General features: G+C 72.8%; 22 protein-coding genes. 16 read left to right on the top strand and 6 right to left on the bottom strand.

What is annotated here, in order from left to right:
• Positions 1-11: 11 nt before the first annotated feature.
• The 4 genes from E1293_RS50250 to E1293_RS47605 all read left to right on the top strand — a co-directional run bounded on the left by E1293_RS50250 (position 12) and on the right by E1293_RS47605 (position 2348).
• Positions 12-143, top strand: coding sequence for a hypothetical protein (locus E1293_RS50250; RefSeq protein WP_279473269.1), 132 nt, complete (start codon positions 12-14; stop codon positions 141-143).
• A 29-nt stretch (positions 144-172) separates the two neighbouring features.
• Positions 173-1414, top strand: coding sequence for a multidrug effflux MFS transporter (locus E1293_RS22290; RefSeq protein ID WP_132199388.1), 1242 nt, complete (start codon positions 173-175; stop codon positions 1412-1414).
• 20 nt (positions 1415-1434) lie between these two features.
• Positions 1435-1743, top strand: a complete 309-nt coding sequence (locus E1293_RS22285; protein ID WP_132199387.1) for a hypothetical protein — start codon at positions 1435-1437, stop codon at positions 1741-1743.
• Positions 1744-2201: 458 nt separating this feature from the next.
• Positions 2202-2348, top strand: coding sequence for a hypothetical protein (locus tag E1293_RS47605; RefSeq protein WP_165978345.1), 147 nt, complete (start codon positions 2202-2204; stop codon positions 2346-2348).
• Here E1293_RS47605 and E1293_RS22280 read toward each other — a convergent pair.
• Entirely contained in the window at positions 2333-3013 is a 681-nt protein-coding gene (locus E1293_RS22280) for a TetR/AcrR family transcriptional regulator (RefSeq protein ID WP_243716398.1), read from the bottom strand. The two genes, E1293_RS47605 and E1293_RS22280, sit on opposite strands and share 16 nt — an antisense overlap.
• Positions 3014-3112: 99 nt before the next feature.
• Between E1293_RS22280 and E1293_RS22275 the strand changes: the two genes are divergently transcribed.
• The 4 genes from E1293_RS22275 to E1293_RS47600 all read left to right on the top strand — a co-directional run bounded on the left by E1293_RS22275 (position 3113) and on the right by E1293_RS47600 (position 8309).
• Positions 3113-4093, top strand: coding sequence for a phosphotriesterase family protein (locus E1293_RS22275; RefSeq protein WP_132199385.1), 981 nt, complete (start codon positions 3113-3115; stop codon positions 4091-4093).
• A gap of 87 nt (positions 4094-4180) precedes the next feature.
• Positions 4181-5266 carry a S1C family serine protease gene (locus tag E1293_RS22270; protein ID WP_132199384.1) on the top strand — a complete coding sequence of 362 codons (1086 nt, stop codon included), beginning with the start codon at positions 4181-4183 and terminating at the stop codon, positions 5264-5266.
• A gap of 66 nt (positions 5267-5332) precedes the next feature.
• Positions 5333-7609 carry an FdhF/YdeP family oxidoreductase gene (locus E1293_RS22265; protein WP_132199383.1) on the top strand — a complete coding sequence of 759 codons (2277 nt, stop codon included), beginning with the start codon at positions 5333-5335 and terminating at the stop codon, positions 7607-7609.
• Positions 7610-7655: 46 nt separating this feature from the next.
• A complete protein-coding gene (locus E1293_RS47600; RefSeq protein ID WP_243716397.1) occupies positions 7656-8309 on the top strand; it encodes a DUF1707 SHOCT-like domain-containing protein in 654 nt (217 codons plus the stop codon).
• Here E1293_RS47600 and E1293_RS47595 read toward each other — a convergent pair.
• A complete protein-coding gene (locus tag E1293_RS47595; protein WP_165978344.1) occupies positions 8306-8992 on the bottom strand; it encodes a TetR/AcrR family transcriptional regulator in 687 nt (228 codons plus the stop codon). The two genes, E1293_RS47600 and E1293_RS47595, sit on opposite strands and share 4 nt — an antisense overlap.
• Positions 8993-9121: 129 nt before the next feature.
• Between E1293_RS47595 and E1293_RS22255 the strand changes: the two genes are divergently transcribed.
• On the top strand, positions 9122-10138 hold the full coding sequence (locus E1293_RS22255; RefSeq protein ID WP_132199382.1) for an alcohol dehydrogenase catalytic domain-containing protein: 1017 nt from the start codon (positions 9122-9124) through the stop codon (positions 10136-10138).
• On the opposite strand, the gene E1293_RS22250 is transcribed toward E1293_RS22255, so the two are convergent.
• Both E1293_RS22250 and E1293_RS22245 read right to left on the bottom strand, forming a co-directional pair.
• Positions 10125-11522: an amidase gene (locus tag E1293_RS22250; RefSeq protein ID WP_132199381.1), complete on the bottom strand. Its 1398-nt coding sequence runs from the start codon at positions 11520-11522 to the stop codon at positions 10125-10127. The genes E1293_RS22255 and E1293_RS22250 overlap by 14 nt on opposite strands.
• Before the next feature lie 26 nt (positions 11523-11548).
• Positions 11549-12541: a D-2-hydroxyacid dehydrogenase gene (locus E1293_RS22245; RefSeq protein ID WP_207939014.1), complete on the bottom strand. Its 993-nt coding sequence runs from the start codon at positions 12539-12541 to the stop codon at positions 11549-11551.
• Positions 12542-12826: 285 nt separating this feature from the next.
• Between E1293_RS22245 and E1293_RS22240 the strand changes: the two genes are divergently transcribed.
• The 6 genes from E1293_RS22240 (at position 12827) to E1293_RS22215 (ending at position 17637) form a co-directional block, all read left to right on the top strand.
• Positions 12827-13309 carry a DUF3830 family protein gene (locus E1293_RS22240; RefSeq protein ID WP_207939015.1) on the top strand — a complete coding sequence of 161 codons (483 nt, stop codon included), beginning with the start codon at positions 12827-12829 and terminating at the stop codon, positions 13307-13309.
• 16 nt (positions 13310-13325) lie between these two features.
• On the top strand, positions 13326-14087 hold the full coding sequence (locus tag E1293_RS22235; RefSeq protein ID WP_132199379.1) for a maleate cis-trans isomerase family protein: 762 nt from the start codon (positions 13326-13328) through the stop codon (positions 14085-14087).
• 36 nt (positions 14088-14123) lie between these two features.
• Positions 14124-14924, top strand: coding sequence for a maleate cis-trans isomerase family protein (locus tag E1293_RS22230; protein WP_132199378.1), 801 nt, complete (start codon positions 14124-14126; stop codon positions 14922-14924).
• 17 nt (positions 14925-14941) lie between these two features.
• Positions 14942-15601 carry a GntR family transcriptional regulator gene (locus tag E1293_RS22225; RefSeq protein ID WP_132199377.1) on the top strand — a complete coding sequence of 220 codons (660 nt, stop codon included), beginning with the start codon at positions 14942-14944 and terminating at the stop codon, positions 15599-15601.
• Between the two features lie 99 nt (positions 15602-15700).
• Positions 15701-16954, top strand: a complete 1254-nt coding sequence (locus tag E1293_RS22220; RefSeq protein ID WP_132199376.1) for an aspartate aminotransferase family protein — start codon at positions 15701-15703, stop codon at positions 16952-16954.
• A gap of 29 nt (positions 16955-16983) precedes the next feature.
• A complete protein-coding gene (locus E1293_RS22215) occupies positions 16984-17637 on the top strand; it encodes a TetR/AcrR family transcriptional regulator (protein WP_132199375.1) in 654 nt (217 codons plus the stop codon).
• Between the two features lie 76 nt (positions 17638-17713).
• On the opposite strand, the gene E1293_RS22210 is transcribed toward E1293_RS22215, so the two are convergent.
• Both E1293_RS22210 and E1293_RS22205 read right to left on the bottom strand, forming a co-directional pair.
• Complete coding sequence (locus tag E1293_RS22210) at positions 17714-18562, bottom strand: esterase/lipase family protein (protein WP_132199374.1); 849 nt, start codon at positions 18560-18562, stop codon at positions 17714-17716.
• 218 nt (positions 18563-18780) lie between these two features.
• Positions 18781-19437: a TetR/AcrR family transcriptional regulator gene (locus tag E1293_RS22205; protein ID WP_207939013.1), complete on the bottom strand. Its 657-nt coding sequence runs from the start codon at positions 19435-19437 to the stop codon at positions 18781-18783.
• A 93-nt stretch (positions 19438-19530) separates the two neighbouring features.
• Here E1293_RS22205 and E1293_RS22200 point away from each other — a divergent pair.
• A partial coding sequence (locus E1293_RS22200) for an MFS transporter (protein ID WP_243716396.1) occupies positions 19531-20874 on the top strand: 1344 nt, incomplete at its 3' end.

The following is a 20874-nucleotide window of genomic DNA, read 5'->3' as shown; positions in this document are numbered from 1 at the left end:
ACTGCGACATCTTGGAACCGGGGTTCTTCCCGGCGGGCGATGTGCGGCCGATCGCCGTGATCAACGCGGGACGGCCCGGCCCCGGCGCCTGGCGGACCCGCAACCCGCGCCTGGACGCAGGCCAGGTCATCACCGCGGTCTGAACCCGCGCCCGACCCCGCTGGAGACCCCCATGACGAAGGCGGCCGCCTCCACCGGCTCCGAACCGCCGCCGCGTCCGGCCGACCGGCGGCTGGTGCTGATCCTGGTGCTCGGCGCGCTGACGGCCATGGCGCCCCTGTCGATCGACATGTACCTGCCGGCGCTGCCCAGGATGACCTCCGACCTGTCGACCGGTGCGGTGCAGGCGCAGCTCACGCTCACCGCGTGCGTCATCGGCCTGGCGGCCGGGCAGGCCGTGGCGGGGCCGCTGAGCGACGCGCTCGGACGCCGCCCGCCGCTGCTGATCGGGCTCGCCGCCTACGCCGTCGCGTCGCTGCTGTGCGCCGCCGCGCCGACCGTCGAGACGCTCATCGCGCTGCGGCTGGTGCAGGGCGCCGCCGGGGCCGCCGGGATCGTGATCGCGCGGGCCATCGTCCAGGACCTCTACGACGGCGTCGCCGCGGCCAAGTTCTTCTCGGTGCTGATGCTGGTGAACGGGCTGGCGCCGATCCTCGCGCCCGTCCTCGGCGGGCAGCTGCTGCGGGTGATGCCGTGGCCGGGCGTGTTCGCCGTCCTCGCCGGGATCGGCGTCGCGCTGCTCCTGGCGTCGCTGCTCGGGCTGAAGGAGACGCTGCCGCCGGAGCGGCGCGAGACGGGCGGGCTGCGCGCGACGGCGCGGACGTTCCGGGGCCTGCTCGGCGACCGGACGTTCGTCGGGTACGCCCTCGCCCTCGGGCTGGCCTTCGCGGCGATGTTCACCTACATCTCCGGGTCGCCGTTCGTGCTGCAGGACATCTACGGGCTGTCGCCGCAGGAGTTCAGCCTCGCCTTCGGCGTCAACAGCCTCGGGATCGTGGTCGCCGGGCAGCTCAGCGGCCTGCTCGCCGGGCGGGTGCCGCTGCGGGCGCTGCTCGCGGCCGGGCTCGCCGTCGTCGCCGCGGGCGGCACCGGGCTGCTGGCCGCCGTGCTCGCGGGCGCGGGCCTGTACGGGGTGCTGCCCGCGCTGTTCCTGGTCGCGGCCGGACAGGGGCTGGTCCTGCCGAACGCCACGGCGCTGGCGCTGTCGGGGCGGCCGCCGCGGGTGGCCGGGAGCGCGTCCGCGCTGCTCGGCGTCGCGCAGTTCGCGCTGGGCGGGGCCGCCGCGCCGCTGGCCGGGATCGCCGGGCCGGGCACCGCCGTCCCGATGGCGGTGTCCATCGCCGTGCTGTCCCTGCTCGCGGCGGCCGTCACCGCGGCCGCCACCCGCCCCTCCAGGGTTGTGTCACAGAACTGACTCCGCGTAGCGTCGGACCTGTGATCATTCGCATCGGCATGGGCCCCGCCGCATCGACTCTCGGCCCGGATGAGCTCTCCGCCCTCGCGCTCGGCCTCGAACGCGAGGGATTCGACTCCCTGTGGGTGTCCGAGCGGGTCACCGGGCCCGCGCTGTGTTTATTGCAGCGCCCTTGGCGTCGGGCGCTGGGCGCCCTCCTTTCGGCGGGCGCTGCGGCGATCGCTAGCATCGCTCCGGCTCGCCTTGCGGCTCGCTGCGCGATCAGGTTCTCGCAGGCTCGAACCTGGCTTCGCACGCGATCGCACGCCGTCAGGTTGTTGCGTGGCTGATGCTGATGGTTGATGCAGGCGCGCACGTGAACGCTATAGGCGATCATCCGCGCCGATTCTGTAGTGCGTGACCGCCAACGGTTCAAGTAGTTGGCGCGAGGGAGATATCGAAAAACCACCTCGCCTTGGGCGCCCGAGTGCGAGGGGGTGGATTGGATGCGGTAAGCGGGCGTCCCCACCTCAGCCGTCGTCCTCAGCCGTCAGCGACCTCGACGTTGCGATCGCGTGCGAAGCCAGGTGTGAGCGAAGCGAGAACCTGATCGCGCAGCGAGCCTCTAGGCGAGTCGGAGCGATGCTAGCGATCGCCGCGACGCCCGCCGAAGGAGGGCGCCCAGCGCCCGACGCCAAGGGCGTCGCAATAGACACAGCGCGGGCCGCTGTCGGAGGAGGCCGAGGCCCGGTTCGCCCGCGTCCGGCGGATCAGCGGGCCCGCCCCGCTCGACGACGTCGTTCCCGGATTGGACGGCCTTGAGGCGCACCTCAAGCGGCTCGTCGAGGCCGGGCTGTCGAAGTTCGTCCTGGTGCCGCTGTCCCCGCCGGACGACTGGGACGCCGAACTGGCCGACGTCCGGGATGCGGCGCTGCACCTTCAGGCGCGCCGCTGATCCAGGGCGTCGAGGATGAAGTCGGCGACCTCGCCGGCGAGCCGGTCGGCGGGCTTCGGGCCGTCGGCGCGGTACCAGGACGGCATCTGGTTGACCATGCCGAGCGCGACGATCGTGACGGTCTCGGCGGGCGTGGCGGCGCTGAACACGCCGTCCCGCTGGCCCTGCTCGATGAGGCCGCGGAACGTCACGTGGTAGCGGCGGCGGTCGGCGCGGACCGAGCGCATCCGGGCGTCGTCGAGGCGGTCCTTGTCTCGGGCGAACACCTTCGCCTCGTCGATGTGCGCCGCGGTGCTGCGGATCAGCCCGGTCAGCACCGCGTGCACGGCCTCGCGCGGCGGCAGGCCCTCGGCGAGCACGGCGCCGAGGTCGGCGAGCTGCCGGGCGATCAGCGAGTGGTAGATCTCGTAGAGCAGGTCGTCCTTGGAGTCGAAGTAGTGGTAGAGGGCGCCCTTGGTCACCTCGGCGGCCGCCACGATGCCCTGCACGGACGTCCCGTCGAAGCCGCGCTCGGCGAACAGCCGGAGCGCGGCGTCCAGGATCCGCCGCTCCACCGCGCTCTGCCGAACGGGCACGCTGGATTCGGGCACGGTGGATTCGGGCACGGTCGACTCCGGCGCGGTGGAATCGGGCACGGGGTCGAGCGGGGGTCGGATCTCCGTCACCTGGGCACCTCCCTTGTGCGCGGGCATTGACTCCGATGTGTCCTGCGCATAGCTTGCCAGAAACCGACCGGTCGGTATGCACACGCAGAGGGAGAACCGATGCCCGCAGTCGAGAGCGTCCGCGGCCCCGTCGACGTCACCGCCCTCGGACGCACGCTGATGCACGAGCACGTCTTCGTCCTCGGCACCGAGAACGTCCAGAACTACGGGGCGGGCGACTGGTGGGACGAGGAGGAGAAGGTCGCCGACGCGATCGGCAAGCTCCGCGAGCTGGCGGGCCGGGGCGTCGCCACCATCGCCGACCCGACCGTATGGGGGCTCGGCCGCTACATCCCGCGGATCCAGCGGATCAACGAGCAGGTGCCCGAACTCAACATCATCGTGGCGACGGGCATCTACACCTACCACGACATCCCGTTCCAGTTCCTGCACCGGGGTCCCGGCGCCCTCGCCGACGACGGCCCGGACCCGATGATCGCCGACTTCACCCGGGACCTGACCGAGGGCATCGCCGGGACCGGGGTCAGGGCCGCGTTCCTCAAGTGCGCCATCGACGCCCCCGGCCTCACCCCGGCCGTCGAGCGGATCCTGCGGGCCGTCGCCGCGACGCACCGGGAGACGGGCGCGCCGGTCACCGTCCACACCGAGAGCTCGATCCACGCCGGCCGGACGGTCGTGGACCTGCTCGGCAAGGAGGGCGTCGACCTGGCCAAGGTCGTCATCGGGCACGCGGGCGACAGCAACGACCTCGACTACCTGATGGAGCTGGCCGACACCGGCGCGATCCTCGGCATGGACCGCTTCGGCCTGGAGATCATCAACCCGACCGCGGACCGGGTGCGCACGGTCGCGGCCCTGTGCGAGCGCGGCTACGCCGACCGGATGGTCCTCAGCCACGACGCGAGCTGCTTCATCGACTGGTTCGGCCCCGACCCGGCGACCGTCCCCTCGATGCAGCCGAACTGGAACTACCGGCACATCAGCGACGACGTCCTGCCCGCGCTGCGCGCCGCGGGAGTGGGCGACGCGCAGATCGACCAGATGCTCCTGGACAACCCCCGCCGCTACTTCACCCGCTGAACCGGGCCCGGCGCCTCCTCCTACATCCCGGACTAATCCCTAGGAATCGGGAATCATGGGAGGAAGTGAGGGAGGGGAGGCACCGAGGTGAGAGAGCACCCCGTGCGGCGCGGCGCCCGAACCGCGATCCCGCTGCTCCTGGCCGTGCTGACGGCCTTCCTCGTCCCGGGCTGCCGGGTGATGGAGACGAGCGAGCCGCCGGACGTCCCGCCGGCCGCCACGGCCTCCCACACCAAGCCCGCCAAGCCGAGCGGGCGGCGGCCCGGCGTCGTCAACATCGAGACCGAGCAGACCCTCAACGGCACCCGCGCGGCGGGGACGGGGATCGTCCTCTCCCCGGCCGGGCTCGTCCTGACCAACAACCACGTCATCCAGGGCGCCACCGAGATCAAGGGCACCGACACCGACAACCGCCGCACCTACACCGCGCAGGTCGTCGGGTACGACCGGACGGGCGACATCGCGGTGCTCAGCCTGTCCGGCGCGTCCCGGCTGAAGGCCGCCGTGTTCACCGCCGCGGCGAGCGTCGCGGTCGGCGACACGGTCACCGCCGTCGGCAACGCGGGCGGCAAGGGCGGCACGCCCGCGGTCGTGACCGGCAAGGTCACCGCCCTGGAGCAGACCGTCACCGCGCGCGACGACAGCAACGGGACGTCCGAGCGGCTCACCGGCCTGATCGAGACCAGCGCCCCGATCAAGCCCGGCGACTCCGGGGGCCCGCTGCTGGACTCCACCGGCAAGGTCATCGGCATCAACACCGCCGCGTCCGCCGGGTTCGCGGTGAAGGGCGCCGAGCCGGACAAGGACCACCGCGGCTACGCCATCCCGTCCGACCGGGCGCTGGAGATCGCCCGGCAGATCCAGCGCGGCGAGGCGTCCTCGACCGTGCACATCGGCAGGACGGCGATGCTCGGCGTCAAGGTCCGCTCCAACGGGCGGTCCCCGGGCGCGCTCGTCGCCGAGATCGTGCCCGGCACCCCCGCCGCGGCGGCCGGCATCCCGGTCGGCGCCGCGATCGTCACGTTCGGGCAGGACGCGGTCGACTCCCCGTCCACCCTCACGGCGCTGATGCTGGCGCGCCACCCGGGCGACTCCGTCCGCATCGAGTGGACGACGCGCCAGGGCGCCCGCCTGGCGACGGCCCTCCGCCTGGCGGAAGGCCCCCCGCAGTAACGCGCCGGACGCGGGTTACCGTGCGACAGTGGGGATAGCCGGCTCGACACGAGGATGTGTTTCCCAATGACACGCAAGGCGCCCGACGGTGACTTCGACGACTCGGAGATGGAGGTCGCGAAACCGAAGACGTGGGCGGCCGGGGTCCCCGGGGTCACCGCCGCGCTGCGCCAGTCGTACGAGCAGATGGGCGTGCGCCGGACCGCGCTGACGCTGCTGCGCGTCAACCAGAAGAAGGGCTTCGACTGCCCCGGCTGCGCCTGGCCGGAGGGCGACCACCGGCACGTCGCCGAGTTCTGCGAGAACGGCGCGAAGGCCGTCGCCGAGGAGGCGACGACGCGCCGCGTCACCCGTGCGTTCTTCGCCGAGCACACCGTCGCGGAGCTGGCGGAGCGCTCCGACCACTGGCTGGGGCAGCAGGGCCGGCTGACCGAGCCGATGCTGAAGCGCGCCGGGTCCGAGCATTACGAGCCGGTGTCGTGGGACGAGGCGTTCGGGCTGCTGGCGTCCGAGCTGACCGCGCTGGAGTCGCCGGACGAGGCCGTCTTCTACACCTCCGGCCGCACCAGCAACGAGGCCGCGTTCGCCTACCAGCTGTTCGCCCGCGCGTTCGGCACGAACAACCTGCCGGACTGCAGCAACATGTGCCACGAGTCGTCCGGGTCCGCGCTGAGCGAGACGATCGGCATCGGCAAGGGCTCGGTTCTGCTGGACGACCTCTACCAGGCCGACCTGATCTTCGTCGTCGGGCAGAACCCGGGAACGAACCACCCGCGGATGCTGTCGGCGCTGGAGAAGGCCAAGAAGGAGGGCGCCCGCATCATCGCGGTCAACCCGCTGCCCGAAGCGGGGCTGATGCGGTTCAAGAACCCGCAGCGTCCGTCCGGGGTGACCGGGCAGGGCACCGTGCTCGCCGACCGGTTCCTGCAGATCCGCCTGAACGGCGACCTCGCGCTGTTCCAGGCGCTCAACCGGATGCTGCTGGAATCGGACGCGCCGGAGGCCGTCGACCAGGAGTTCCTCGACGCCCACTCGCACGGGTTCGACGCGTTCCGCAAGCACGTCCTCGGCCTGGACTGGGACGAGGTGCTGGAGGCGACCGGCCTGACCCGGGGCGAGATCGCCGCGACGCTCGGGGACGTCCTCGGCGCGAAGCGGATCATCGTCTGCTGGGCGATGGGCCTCACCCAGCACCGCAACTCGGTGCCGACGATCCGCGAGATCGTCAACTTCCTGCTGCTGCGCGGCAACATCGGCCGCCCCGGCGCGGGCGTCTGCCCGGTGCGCGGCCACTCCAACGTGCAGGGCGACCGGACGATGGGCATCTGGGAGAAGCCGAAGCCCGCCTTCCTGGACGCCCTCGCCGCCGAGTTCGGCTTCGAGCCGCCGCGCGAGCACGGCGTCGACACCGTGGACGCGATCCGCGCCATGCGCGACGGCAAGGCCAGGGTGTTCCTCGGCATGGGCGGCAACTTCGTCCGCGCCACGCCCGACTCCGCGGTGACCGAGGCGGCGCTGCGGAGCTGCCGGCTGACCGCGCAGGTGTCCACCAAGCTCAACCGCTCGCACGCGGTGGCCGGCGAGCTGGCGCTGATCCTGCCGGCGCTCGGCCGCACCGAGCGCGACGACCAGGAGTCCGGGCCGCAGTTCGTCTCCGTCGAGGATTCGATGGGCATGGTGCACGCCTCGCGCGGCCGGCTCGCCCCGGCGTCCGGGGACCTGCTGTCGGAGGTGTCGATCACCTGCCGGCTGGCGCGGGCCGCGCTTCCCGGCTCGGGCATCGGCTGGGACGCGATGGAGCGCGACTACGACGTGATCCGCGACCACGTCTCCCGGGTCGTCCCCGGGTTCGCCGACTACAACGCCCGCATCCGCGAGCCGGACGGTTTCACTCTGCCCCACGCCCCCCGCGACGAGCGCAGGTTCCCGACGGCGACGGGTAAGGCCAACCTGACGGTGAACGCCCTGGAGGTCCTGCGGGTGCCGGAGGGGCGGCTGCTGCTGCAGACCGTCCGCAGCCACGACCAGTACAACACCACCATCTACGGCCTGGACGACCGCTACCGGGGCATCAAGGCGGGCCGCCGCGTCGTGTTCGTCAACCCGGCCGACCTGTCCGGTCTCGGGATCGCCGACGGCGCCATGGTCGACCTGGTCTCGGAGTGGTCGGACGGCACCGAGCGCCGCGCCCCCGCCTTCCGCGTCGTCTCCTACCCGACGGCGCCCGGCTGCGCGGCGGCGTACTTCCCCGAGACGAACGTCCTCGTCCCGCTCGACAGCACCGCGGAGGTCAGCAACACGCCCACGTCCAAGTCCATCGTCATCCGCCTGGAACCGGCGTGAGACGCGACCTGTCGCGTGCCGGGCGCGGCCGGTCTAGGCTTCTCGCATGACGAACCTCCCCGAGCATGCCGGTACGCCCGGAGCGCCGGAGATGCGGGCCGGTGACGCCGACCGCGAGCGGGTCGCCCAGGTGCTGCGCGACGCGGCGGGCGAGGGGCGGCTGTCCCTCACCGAGCTGGACGAGCGGCTCGACGCGGTCTACGCGGCCAAGACGTACGCGGAGCTGGAGCCGATCACGCGCGACCTGCCCGCGCCCGGCGCGGCCGCTCCTTCCGCGCCGGTGTCGGGGGCCGACTGGCGGCCGGTGCAGGGCGCGCCGACCTGGAAGAGCGGCATCGGGATCATGAGCGGGTTCCAGCGCAGCGGCGTGTGGAACGTGCCGCGCAAGTTCAGCGCGCTGGCGTTCTGGGGCGGCGGCAAGATCGACCTGCGCGAGGCGCGGTTCGACGAGGGCGCGGTGACGATCCGCGCGCTGGCGATCATGGGCGGGTTCGAGATCATCGTGCCGGACGACATCACCGTGCACGTGAAGGGCCTCGGCATCATGGGCGGCTTCGACCAGCGGGCGAGCGGGCCGGGCGTGCCCGGCTCCCCCACCGTCGTCGTGAAGGGCCTGGCGTTCTGGGGCGGTGTCGGCGTCAAGCGCCGCAAGTCCAGCCGGCAGAAGCGCAAGCGCCAGAAGGAGCTCGAGACCGACTAGCCGGCTATCCGGTCCAGCCACTCGCCGAGGAGCGCCGCCTCGGTGGCCGTCAGCGCGGCCGGAGGGTCGGCGGCCAGTGCGGCGCGCAGCGCCACGGCCCTGGCGGCCGGCGAGGCCGCACCGTCGTCCACCGTCCCGGCCGGGACGGTGATCGCCGCGAGGACGGCCTCCCGCGTCCGGGCCGACATCTCCGCGTCGCCCGCGCCGGAGATGAGCGCGAGGGTGACCCCGACCCCGGCGGCGTGGACCATCTGGACGGCGGCGTCGACGGGGACGCGCAGCCGCCCGGCGCGGGCGACCGCCTCGATCAGGCCGAGCAGGAGGGCGTGCGCCTCCGCCGCGATGGGCGGCGTGCGCGACGTGCCGTACATCAGCGTGTAGAACGCCGGGTGGGTGACGCCGAACTCGCCGTGCAGGTCCCAGCCGCGGCGCAGGTCCTCGACGGGATCGCCGGTGGGGCGCAGTGCGCGCTTGCTCGCCAGGTACTCCTCGAACCCGTGCGCCGCGACGGCGTCGAACAGGCCCCGCTTGTCGCCGAAGTGGTGGTAGAGGGTCGGCGCCCCGACGCCCGCGGCGGTGCACACGGCCCGCGTCGAGACGGGCTCGCCGGCCGCCTCGGTGATCAGCCATGCGGCCGCCCGCACGATCCGGTCCCGCGTGTCGAGGTCCTTCTGAGCAGTCACAACAACGATGTTACAGAGATTTTGCGAGCAACGCTATGCGCCGTGCTGTAGCGTGACTATAGTTTTCGTTATATCAACGCTATGGCGGCCGTTCCGGCCGCCGCCGACACACGAGAGGGGACGCGGCCCATGCGCAGCGCCGTTCTTTCCGCACCCGGCAAGCCGCTGGACATCGTCGAGCGCGAGGTGCCCGAGCCTGGCCCCGGCGAGATCCTCGTCAAGGTCACCGCCTGCGGGATGTGCTTCTCCGAGGTCAACCACCTGCGGGGCCACTACCCGTTCGGGACGTTCCCCACCGTCCCCGGGCACGAGATCAGCGGCGTCGTCGCCGCGCTCGGCGCGGGCGTCGGCTGGCCCGAGGTGGGCACCCCGGTCGGCACCGGCTGGATCTACGGCTCGTGCGGGCACTGCGACCAGTGCGCGCGCGGCGACCAGATCCTCTGCACCGGCGCGCCCAAGCAGGTCACCGGCGTCAACGCCGACGGCGGCTACGCCGAGTACTTCGTGGGCCGCGCCGGGTTCGTCACCCCGCTGCCGGACGGCCTGGACCCGGTCGCGGGAGCCCCGCTGATGTGCGCCGGGATCACCGCGTTCAACGGGCTCCGGCACGCCGGCGCCGTCGCCGGGTCGAAGGTCGCCGTGCTCGGCACCGGCGGCGTCGGGACGATGGCGCTCCGCTTCGCCGCCGCGATGGGGGCGCGGGTGGCCGTCGTGTCCCGGTCACGGCGCGCCGAGGACGAGGCCCGCGGGTTCGGCGCCGAGCACTTCGTCGCGACCGCCGAGCAGGACCCGGCCGAGGCCCTGCGGGCGTGGGGCGGCGCGGACCTGGTGGTGAACACCGCGCCCGACACCGCGACCGGGGTCGCCGCGTTCGGCGGCCTGCGCCCCGGCGGCACCCTGCTCTACCTCGGCATGGGCGCCGAGAACGTGAGCGTGCCGCCGGCGGCGCTCGTCATGAACCGCGCCCGGGTGATGGGCGTGCCGTCCGGTTCCCCGCACGACCTGCGCGACACCCTCGCGTTCGCGGGGGCGCACGGGATCATCCCCGACGTCACCCCCATCCCGCTGGACGAGGCCCCGCGCGTCCTCGCCGCGATGGACGACGGCACCTACGACCGGGCCCGCGCCGCCATCACCTTCCAGTGAGGCGCCGCCACGGGCGGGCCTTCTCGTAGGCCGCGCAGGCGGCCATGACCAGGGCGTCGGCGTGCCGGGCGCCGACGACCTGGAGGCCGATGGGCAGGCCGTCCGCGGTGAACCCGCACGGCAGGTTCGCCGCGGGCTGCTGGGTCATGTTGAACGGGTAGGTGAACGGCGTCCAGCCCGTCCAGCGGGGGGACGGCGACCCCGGCGGGGCCTCCAGCCCCGCCTCGAACGCGGCGATCGGCATCGTCGGGGTGAGCAGCAGGTCGTACCGCTCGTGGAACAGGCCCATGATGCGGCCCAGCTCCATGCGGCGGGCCGTGGCGGTGAGGTACTCGACGGCCGAGTACCGCTCGCCCTGCGCGCAGATCTCCCGCAGCCCCGGGTCGAGCCGCGCCCGGGCCCCGGGCGGCAGGTGCTCGACGACCTTGGCCGCGCCCGCGAACCACAGGACCTCGAACTCCCCGACCGGGTCGCCGCCGAGCCCCGGATCGGCCTGCTCGACCTTCGCGCCCAGCTCGGTGAAGAACTCGGCGGCGGTGGCGACGGTCGCCGCGATCTCCGGGTCGACCGCCGCGAACCCGAGGTCGGGGCTGAACGCGATCCGCAGCCCGGTCAGGTCGTCGGGGCCGGCCTCGGTGAACGGGACGTCCGGCGGGGGCAGCGCCGACCAGTCCCGGCCGTCGGCCCCGCACACCGCGTCGAGCAGCAGGGCCGCGTCCGCGACCGTGTTGGTCATCGGGCCGGTGTGCGCGAGCGTCCCGAACGGGCTCGCCGGGTAGTGCGGGATGCGGCCGTACGTCGGCTTGATCGTGAACGTGCCGGTGAACGCGGCGGGGATGCGCACCGAGCCGCCGCCGTCGGTGCCGAGGGCGAGCGGCGCCATGCCCGCCGCGACGGCCGCCGCCGCGCCGCCGGACGACCCGCCCGGCGTGCGGGAGGTGTCCCACGGGTTGCGGGTGATGCCGGTGAGCGGATTGTCGGTCACGCCCTTCCAGGCGAACTCGGGTGTCGTCGTCTTGCCGGCGAACACGGCGCCCTGCTCGCGGAGGCGGGCGACCGAGGGCGAGTCCTCGTCCCACGAGCGGTCAGGGTCGATCGTCGTGGAGCCGCGCAGCGTCGGCCAGCCGCGGGTGAGCAGGACGTCCTTGATCGAGACGGGCACGCCGTCCAGCGGCCCGAGCGTGGCGCCGCGCCGCCACCGGTCCCCGGCCGCGCGGGCCATGTCGAGCGTTGTCTCCTCGTCGACGAGGCAGAACGCGTTGAGCTTCGGGTCTTCCCGCGCGATCCGGGCGAGGACGGCCTGCGCGGCCTCGACCGGCGAGAGCGTCCCGGCCGCGTACTCCGCCAGCAGTTGCGTCGCGGTCAGATCGGCCGCATCACTCATGGTTGCCCCCTCTGGTGAGAAACCGATCACGGTTGTGAACCGACATAGCCGAGCCGCTTGTCCACGATGTTGCGGAGCGGGCGGCCGGACACGAAGCGGTCGAGGTTGCCGGTGAAGACCCGGACGAGCTCGTCCCGCCAGCCGGCCACGTCGCCGGACATGTGCGGGGAGACGATGACGTTCGGCAGATCCCACAGGGGCGAGGACGGCGGCAGCGGCTCGTCCTCGAAGACGTCGAGCGCGGCGCCCGCGATGCGGCCCGCGCGCAGCGCCTTGACGAGGTCGGGCTCGGCGACCAGGCCGCCGCGCCCCACGTTGACGAGCCGCGCGGTGGGCCGCATCCGGTCCAGCGCGGCGGCGTCGATCATGCCGCGGGTCTGCGGGGTCAGCGGCGCGGCGAGCACCACGTAGTCGGCCTCGGACAGGGCCTCGTCCAGCCGTTCCATCGGGTGGACGACGCCGAGGTCGGGGTCGGCGTCGCGGGCGGTGCGGCCGGCGCCGGTGACGGCCAGCCCGGCGGCGCCGAGGCGGCGGCCGATCGCGCGCCCGATCGGGCCGGTGCCGACGACCAGCGCCCGCGCCCCGGTGATCGGCTCGGTCTCGCGGTGCCGCCAGCGCCGCTCGGCCTGCAGCCGGACCGTGGTGTGCAGGTCCTTGGCGAAGGCCAGCACCAGCCCGAGAACGTACTCGGCGATCGGCTCGTCGAAGATCCCGCGCGAGTTGGTGACAACCGTGTCACCCTCGACGAGGCCGGGGAACAGCAGCCGGTCGACGCCGGCGCTCGCGATGTGCACCCAGCCGGGGCCGTTCTCGGCGGGCCAGGCATCGGCGAGGGCGCCGGACAGGAAGTCCCACACGAACAGCGCGTCGGCGCCCGGAAGCGCTCCGGCCAGCTCTTTCTCGCCGACGTAGCGGACGTGCGCGAGGCGCTCGGCATGCGCCATGCCGCGCGGGTGGACGTCCCCCACCAGCACGACCACGTGGGGCGATCCAGCGGATGCGGGCTGAACAGGCTCCATCGGCGTCACTTCCGGGCTCTGCGGAGTTTAAAGGCATCTCTGGGAGGCATTGACACGCTAGAAAGCGTTCGTAGGATTGTCAACAATCAGCGCGATGCACCGCGGCCCCGGTCACCGCACTGAGACGTGTGCTGCAAGACCGTCGCAACCGCTGCCCAGGCACCAGGCCAGGACGGATCCCAGAGCGCTCTAAACGTGGGGTTCCCCCACAATCACGCAGAGTCCTTCGGGTGGCGACGCTCTCGCCCACCCCTGTTCACGGGGAGGTCCGGCATGCCCAAGCTCATGACCATCACTCTGGAGCACCGCGGCGTCTCGTGCGTCGCGGAACTGCTGGAGAAGGACGCGCCGCGCACCTGCGAGGCGGTGTGGCAGTCCTTGCCCCTCGGCGGCGACGCCTACCACGCCAAGTACGCCCGCAACGAGGTGTACACGATGGTCGAGCGGTTCTCCGACGAGGAGATCGGCCTGGAGAACCCCACCATCACCCCGATCCCGGGCGATGTCGTCTACTTCTCCTTCCCGGGCGGGATGCTCGACCGGAAGTTCAAGGAAGAGAAGAACATCCATGCCCTGCCCGGCGTCATCGACCTCGCCATCTTCTACGGGCGCAACAACCTGCTGCTGAACGGCGATGTCGGATGGGTGCCCGGGAACGTGTACGCGACGATCGTCGACGGCCTCGACCGGATGGCCGAGGCGTGCAACGACGTCTGGCGTTCGGGAGGCGTGGGTGAGCGTCTTGTCTACAGCCGTGCCGAGTCCTAGATCGGTGGCCGCGCACATGACATTCGACCCCTCGCTGGTCGTCGGCCCAGAGCTGCTCGCCCAGCACGGCATTGGGGTGGTCGCCCCGTTCGACTTCGCGCTCGACCGGGAGCTGTGGCGCTGGACGCCCGACGACGTGTCGCTGTTCATGACGCGGCTGCCGTACGTGCCGGTGCCGGTCACGGTCGAGATGGCGTCCGCGCTGTCGGACCAGTCGATCGTCCGGCAGGCGACCCGGGACGTCCTCGCGCCCGAGCCGCTCGCCGTCGCGTACGCCTGCGCGTCCGGCAGCTTCATCCGCGGCAAGGCCGGCGCAGTGCAGCTGCACCAGACGATGATGTCGGCCGGCGCGCCCATGTCGACGACGACGTCGGGTGCGCTGGTGGAGTCGCTGCGGCTGCTGAACGTCCGGCGCATCGCGGTCGTCACCCCGTACATCGACGCGGTCACCGAGCGGCTCGTGTCGTTTCTCGGCGAGTACGGCATCGAGGTCGTGTCGTCGGTCGGGATGGGGCTGCTCAGCCACATCTGGAAGGTCGGCTACGGCGAGATCGTGTCGGCGGTGTCGACGGTGGACGGCCCCGAGGCCGAGGCCGTCTTCATCAGCTGCACGAACGTGCCGACCTACGACATCATCGCGCCGCTGGAGCAGATGATCGGCAAGCCGGTGCTGACCGCCAACCAGGTGACGATGTGCTCGGCGCTGCGCGCGATGGGCCGCTCCGCAGCCGGTCCCGGGCAGTCGCTGGTGCGGCTCGCCCCCTCCACGGCGGCCTGATCGCCAATGATCCGCGAGGTTAGGATTGCCGACAACATGGGCCATAACGGGTTGAGCGCCGGGTTCCTGTACCCCGGCTACAGCGCCGAGGACGACTACCCGGCCATCGAGCGCGCCCTGCGCGAAGCGGGCGCGGGCGGGGTCAGCCTGCCGGTCGTGCACACGCTGATGCGCGAGGACGCGCACCGCGTCGACGCGCTGCTGGACATCGGCGGCGCCGACGTGCTCGGCGACGGGGCCCGCGCCCTGCGCGACCTGGGCGTCAAGGCCGCCGTGTGGGCGTGCACCAGCGGGAGCTTCGTGTTCGGCTGGGACGGCGCCGCGCAGCAGGTCGCGGGCGTCAGCGAGGCCGCGGGCGTGCCCGCGTCCAGCACGTCGTTCGCGTTCGTGCACGCGGCGCGGGCGCTCGGCGTGACCAGGGTCGCGGTCGCCGCGACCTATCCGTCCGACGTCGCCGAGCGCTTCGTCGCGTTCCTCGGCCACGCCGGCATCGAGGTGGTGGCGCTGTCCTGCCGGGGCATCATCACCGCCGCCGAGGTCGGCACCCTCGGCCGCGACGAGGTGCTCGCCTTCGTCGCGGCCAACGACCATCCGGACGCCGAGGCGGTGCTGGTGCCCGACACCGCGCTGCACACCGTGTCCTGGCTCGACGAGCTGGAGGCGCGGGTCGGCAAGCCGGTGCTGACCGCCAACCAGGTGAGCGTGTGGGAGGGGCTGCGGCTCGCGTCCGGTCCCGGGGGACTCCCGCCGCGCACCGGGCTGGGCCGGCTGTTCGCCGCGCCCGGCACCGTCCCCGCCGGCGCGCCCGGGCAGGGACGACATACCTGGCAGCTATGACGAAAGGGGCCCGCGGCATGGGCCGATTGGGTGAGCTGGAACCTGTCCCCCGCAAGTCGACCGTCGAGATCGTCTCGGACGAGCTGCGCTCGGCGATCATGTACGGGTCGCTGGAGCCCGGCGCGCAGCTCGGCGAGGCCGAGCTCGCCGGGCGCCTCGGCATCAGCCGGGGCCCGCTGCGCGAGGCGATGCAGCGGCTCGTCCAGGAGGGGCTGCTGGTCAGCGAGCCGCACCGCGGGCTGTTCGTGATCACGCTGGACGAGGGGGACGTCGAGGACGTCTACCTCGCCCGGCTCGCGATCGAGCGCGAGGCCTGCCAGCTGATCATGGAGCGGAACCGGGGCGAGGCGGTCGCCCGGCTCACCGACGCCCTGGACGCCCTGGTCGACGCGGCCGGCGAGCGGGACCGGATCGCGATGAGCGACGCCGACCAGGCGTTCCATGAGGTGCTGGTCAGCTCGTGCGGCAGCCCGCGGCTGGAGCGGATGGCGCACACGCTGCTGGTGGAGACCCGCATGTGCCTGAACGCCCTGCAGGACACCTACCCCGAGCCGGCCGAGCTCGTCGAGGAGCACCGGCGGCTGGTCGACGCGATCGGCGACGGGGAGGAGGAGCGGCTTCTGACCCTCATCGAGGAGCACATGACCGACTCCATCGACCGGCTCCGCGTGTCGTGACACGCGGGCCACAGCGCGCATGAACTGGTAGGTCCCCCTGGACATCCGAGCCCGGGGGCACCTAGATTGCAGATTGTCGACAATCTACCGGAGGGACGCATGGCTACGCTGTCACCCCTGCTGAAGCAGGCCACTCCCGTCCTTGCCGAGCGCGGCGAGGGCGTGTACCTGTACGACACCGAGGGCCGCCGGCATCTCGACTTCACCGCCGGCATCGGCGTCACGAACACCGGCCACTGCCACCCGCGCGTGGTGGAGGCGGCGCAGCGGCAGGTCGGGACGCTCATCCACGGGCAGTACACGACGGTCATGCACCGGCCGCTGCTGCGGCTCGTCGAGGCGCTCGGCGAGGTGCTGCCGGACGGCGTGGACTCGCTGTTCTTCCTCAACAGCGGCAGCGAGGCCGTCGAGGCGTCCATCCGGCTGGCCAGGCACGCCACCGGCCGGCAGAACATCGTCGTCTTCCACGGCTCCTTCCACGGCCGGACGATGGGCGCCGCCGCGCTGACCACGGCGGGCACGAAGTTCCGCGCCGGGATCGGCCCGCTGATGCCGGGTGCCGCCATCGCGCCGTTCCCGCAGGCGTACCGGTACGGCTGGTCGGAGGAGGAGTCCACCCGGTTCGCGCTGCGCGAACTCGACTACCTGCTCGCCACCGCCAGCCCCGCGTCCGACACGGCCGCGTTCGTCGTGGAGCCGGTGCTCGGCGAGGGCGGCTACATCCCGGCGCCGCCCGCGTTCCTGGAGGGGCTGCGCGAGCGCGCCGACCGGCACGGCATCCTGCTGATCATGGACGAGGTGCAGACCGGGTTCGGGCGGACCGGGCGGTTCTGGGGCCACGAGCACTCGGCCGCGCGCCCGGACGTCCTGATCACGGCGAAGGGGCTGGCCAGCGGGTTCCCGCTGTCGGCGATCGCGGCGCCGGCGGCGCTGATGGAGAAGGCCCGGCCGGGGTCGCAGGGCGGCACCTACGGGGGCAACGCGGTCGCGTGCGCCGCCGCGCTCGCCACGCTCCAGGTCATCGCCGACGAGGACCTCGTCGGCAACGCGGCCCGGCAGGGCGCGCGGCTGAACGACGGGCTGCGCAAGATCGCCGCCGACCATCCGGAGATCGGCGACGTGCGCGGGCTCGGGCTCATGCAGGCCGGCGAGTTCAGCACTCCCGACGGCGAGCCCGACGCCGCCACCGCGGCGCGCGCGCACAAGGCCGCCGCCGAGCGCGGGCTCCTGCTGCTGACCTGCGGCGCGTACGGCAACGTCGTCCGGATGATCCCGCCGCTGATCGTGACCGGCGAGCAGGTCGACGACGCGCTCGGCATCTGGTCGCACGCCGTCGCGGACGCCACGGGCTGATATGTAGCACGGGCGTGCTATAAAGGGGCATGCCCAAGGTCGTTGATCCCGGGGCCCGCCGCCGGGAGGTCGCCGAAGCCGTGTTCCGGGTCGTCCGCAGGGACGGCCTGGAGCAGGCCTCGCTGCGCAACGTGGCGGCCGAGGCGGGCCTCGCGATCGGCTCCGTCCGGCACTACTTCGGCGGCCAGGCCGACATCATGATCTCCGCGATGCGGTACTTCGCGGAGCGCGCCCGCGAGCGGCTGCGGGCGCGGGCCGGCCGGCTGTCGGCCCCCGACCCGGCCGCGCCGGACGCCGAGCACGTCGCGACGATGGAGGCCCTGTTCGCCGGCCTGCTGCCGATGGACCGGGAGCGCCGCGAAGAGGCCGAGGTGTGGCTCGCGTTCACCGTCGGCGCCCGCACCCGGCCCGACCTCTGCGCCGTCGCCACGGAGCTCTACGACGAGACGCGCTCCGCCGCCGAACTCGTGCTGGCGGCCGCCGCGCGGGTCGGGATCCTGCGTCCCGGCCTTGACGTGGCCGCCGAGGCGGCCCGGGTGCACGCGCTCATCGACGGGCTGACCCTGCACGCGGTCCTGCCGCCCTGGCGGGTCGGGCCGTCCCACCTCGCCGCCGCGCTGCGCCGCCACGTCCTGGAGATCACGACCGTCCCGGCGGACCGGCTCCCGCCGCCCCTCGCCTGACCCTCTCCGCGACGAGCGAAGCGGCGCCCGGCGGTGAAAGGGGGAGGCCGCCGGGCGCCGCTCGTCCGGGGGCGGCTCAGCCGAGCGGGTTGCCGCAGTCGATGGGCCAGTACGGGCCCCAGACGTCGAGCGAGTTCAGCACGAACTTGATCATCACCGGGTCGAACGCGATGCCGACGTGCGCGTTGGTGTCGTTCGCGCACTTGTCCTGCAGGAGGACGTTCTGCGCGTTGGAGCCGTTGAGGAACTCCGAGGTGTGGGGCGTGACGACCTCGTCGTACTTGGTGGACAGCACGATGTAGCTCGGGCCGGGCACGGTGTCGCCGCCCTCGTTCAGCTTCTTCAGGAAGTCCGAGCCGACGATCTGCTGGCCCGCCGCCGGCGCGGCCTTCACGACCGCCTGCGTGATGCCGAGGAGGCTGCCCAGTTCCACCAGCCCCGACATGTTGGTGCCGTGGTTGGACGGGACGACCCCGATGAGCTTGCCGACCTTCGCCGCCCCGCCGAGGAACTTCAGGTAGTAGCGCGGCATCATGCCGCCCTGCGAATGCCCGACCATGTCGACCTTGGCCGACCCGGTCGAGGCGATCACCTTGTCGACGAACGCCGACAGTTCACCGGCCGACGTGGGAATGTCGCCGATCCCCTGGATGGGGCCGTCCTTCGGGCCGCCGTAATTGAGGGCGTAGACGCAGTATCCGGCCTTCTTCAGCGCCGGCGAGAGCTTCTGCCAGTTGAACGCCATGTTCTCGAACGTGCCGTGCACCAGCACCACCGGGCGGGGGTGGAGGAACGACGGCTTGCAGTTCCAGTCGTTGGCCCCTTCCGGACTGGTCTCCGCGTGTGCGGCGGGCGTCAGCGCACCGAAGGCGGCGGTCATCGCCGCGGCCATGACCGCCCATGAGCGGAGCCGTCTGAAACGCATGAGCATCTCCCTAATGCGGGCACGACGCTTTGGCCGGGCGTCCGGCGGTCCTGGTCGTCGTGTTGATCGGGGTGGAGTGCCCACAACGTACGGCCGCCATTACGCGCAGTCTTGTGCGACGGCCTTCGGTTACCCCGGGGAAATTGTCAGCCGATTCACAATCGGCTCAGCCCGCGCACCGCTCGACCTGCGTTCTCATCATCGGGTGAGCCGCCGGCTCATCGGGTGAGCCCGTCGACGAGCGCGCGCAGCCCGTCCAGGTAGGTGTCCTGCGCGGTCAGCGGCGCCCACTGCGGTGCGACCTCCGCCAGCCGCGGCAGCTCCGTCCCGTCCAGTCCGGCGAAGACCCGGTCGCGGTAGGTCGGCCGGTCGTCCCCGGCACGCCTGCGGGCCGCCGCCGCCCGGACGATGATCTCGCCGGCCGTGTAGTACCAGATCGCCCGGTAGCCGTGCACGGCCCGCTCGGGGCTCAGCCCGCACTCGGCCAGGCCGTCCAGGATCTGCTCGACGAACCACAGTGCCGACTCCGACATCAGATCGTCCGCGGTGAGCACCTCGGCGATCCAGGGACACGGAGCGAGCACCGCGCGGATCGCCGCCGCCACGACCACCACGCGCTCGCGCGGCTCGGCGGGGAGGCCGGGCTTGCGCATCATCCGGGCGGCGTAGTCGTCCAGGAGCAGGAGCAGCAGCTCGTCCTTGTCGCGCACATGGTGGTAGAGCGCCATCGGCGTGCTGCCGATCTCCCCCGCCAGCCGCCGCATGGTGAGCCTTTCCACGCCCTCCTCGTCCACGATCCGGCGGGCGGTGTCGATGATCTCGGTGCGGGAGATGCGGGGCGGCCTGCCTGCGGCGCGGCGCGGTACGGACGGCATGGCTCCCATCCTTCACCATGCCGCGGCCCCGGACTGGACAGCGGGCGGGACCGGAGGCTAATTTCTATACATGTAAAAAATGAACGCCCCGGGGTGGTGCTGGCGGCCGCGTGCGTCGCCCAGTTCGTCGTCGCCCTCGACATGGCGGTCGTGAACGTCGCGCTGCCCGCGATCAGGACGTCCCTCGGCTTCGCCCCGGTCGACCTGTCGTGGGTCGTACACGTCTACGCGCTCACGTTCGGCGGGTTCCTGCTGCTCGGCGGCCGGGCCTGCGACCTGTACGGGCGGCGCCGGCTGTTCGTCCTCGGCCTGGCGCTCTTCGGCCTCTGCTCGCTCGCCGGCGGCCTCGCCCAAGCCCCCTGGCAGCTCATCGCCGCCCGCGCCGGGCAGGGGCTCGGCGCGGCCGCGGCGGCGCCCGCGTCCCTCGCCCTGCTGACCACCACGTTCACCGAGGGCCGGGCACGCGTCCGGGCGCTCGGCATCTGGAGCGCCATGAACGCCGTCGGCGGGGCGCTGGGCGTCCTGCTGAGCGGCGTCCTCACCGAGTACGCCGGCTGGCGCTGGGTGATGCTGATCAACCTGCCGATCGTCGCGATCGCCCTCGGGCTCGTCCCGGCGCGCGTTTCCGCGCAGCGGCGCCCGGCGGCGCGGGAGCGGATGGACGTCCTCGGCGCGGTGCTCGCCACCGCCGGTGTCGGGCTGCTGGTCTTCGGCGTGGTCCGCACCGACGTCCGCGGCTGGACGTCCCCGGCCACCGTGGCGACCCTCGCCGCGGCCGCCGTGCTCCTCGCGGCCTTCGCCGTCGCCGAGACGAGGGTCTCCGCGCCGCTCGTCCGGCTGGGCCTGCTCCGCGGCCGGTGGGTGGCGGGCGCGAACCTGATCGTGTTCATCGCGGCGGCGGGCCAGTTCGCCGCCTTCTACTTCGTCTCCCTCTACATGCAGGGCGTGCTGCACATGGGCGCCGCCGAGACGGGCGCCGCCTTCCTGCCCTTCTCAGCCGGCGCGATCGCCGGAACGGTGGCCGCCACCCGTCTCTGCGCGACCCGCTCACCCCGCGCCGCCCTGGTCCCCGGCACCCTGCTCGCCGCCGCGGGCCTCGGCTGGTACGCGCTGATCAGCCCGGACGGCGGCTTCCTCGCCGACGTCCTCGGCCCCTCGCTGGTGTGCAGCGTCGGCATCGGGCTGGTGCTGGGCCCGGTCGCCACCGCCGCCACCACCGGCGTCGCCCCGCACGAGGCAGGCATGGCCTCCGGCCTCCTCAACAGCTCCCGCCAGCTGGGCGGCTGCATCGGCCTGGCCTCCCTCGCCACCGTCGCCGCCCACCGGACCGGCGGCACCACGACCGCCTCGTCCCTGAACGGCGGCTACGCCCTGTCCCTGACCGTCTCCGCGGCCCTCTTCCTCCTGGCGACGGCAGTGGCCCTGACCCTCCCCCAC

The sequence above is a fragment of the Actinomadura darangshiensis genome (assembly GCF_004349235.1).
GTDB lineage: Bacteria > Actinomycetota > Actinomycetes > Streptosporangiales > Streptosporangiaceae > Spirillospora > Spirillospora darangshiensis.
The sequence above is the reverse complement of the archived record's forward strand: the minus strand, read 5'-3'. Positions and strand labels throughout refer to the sequence as shown.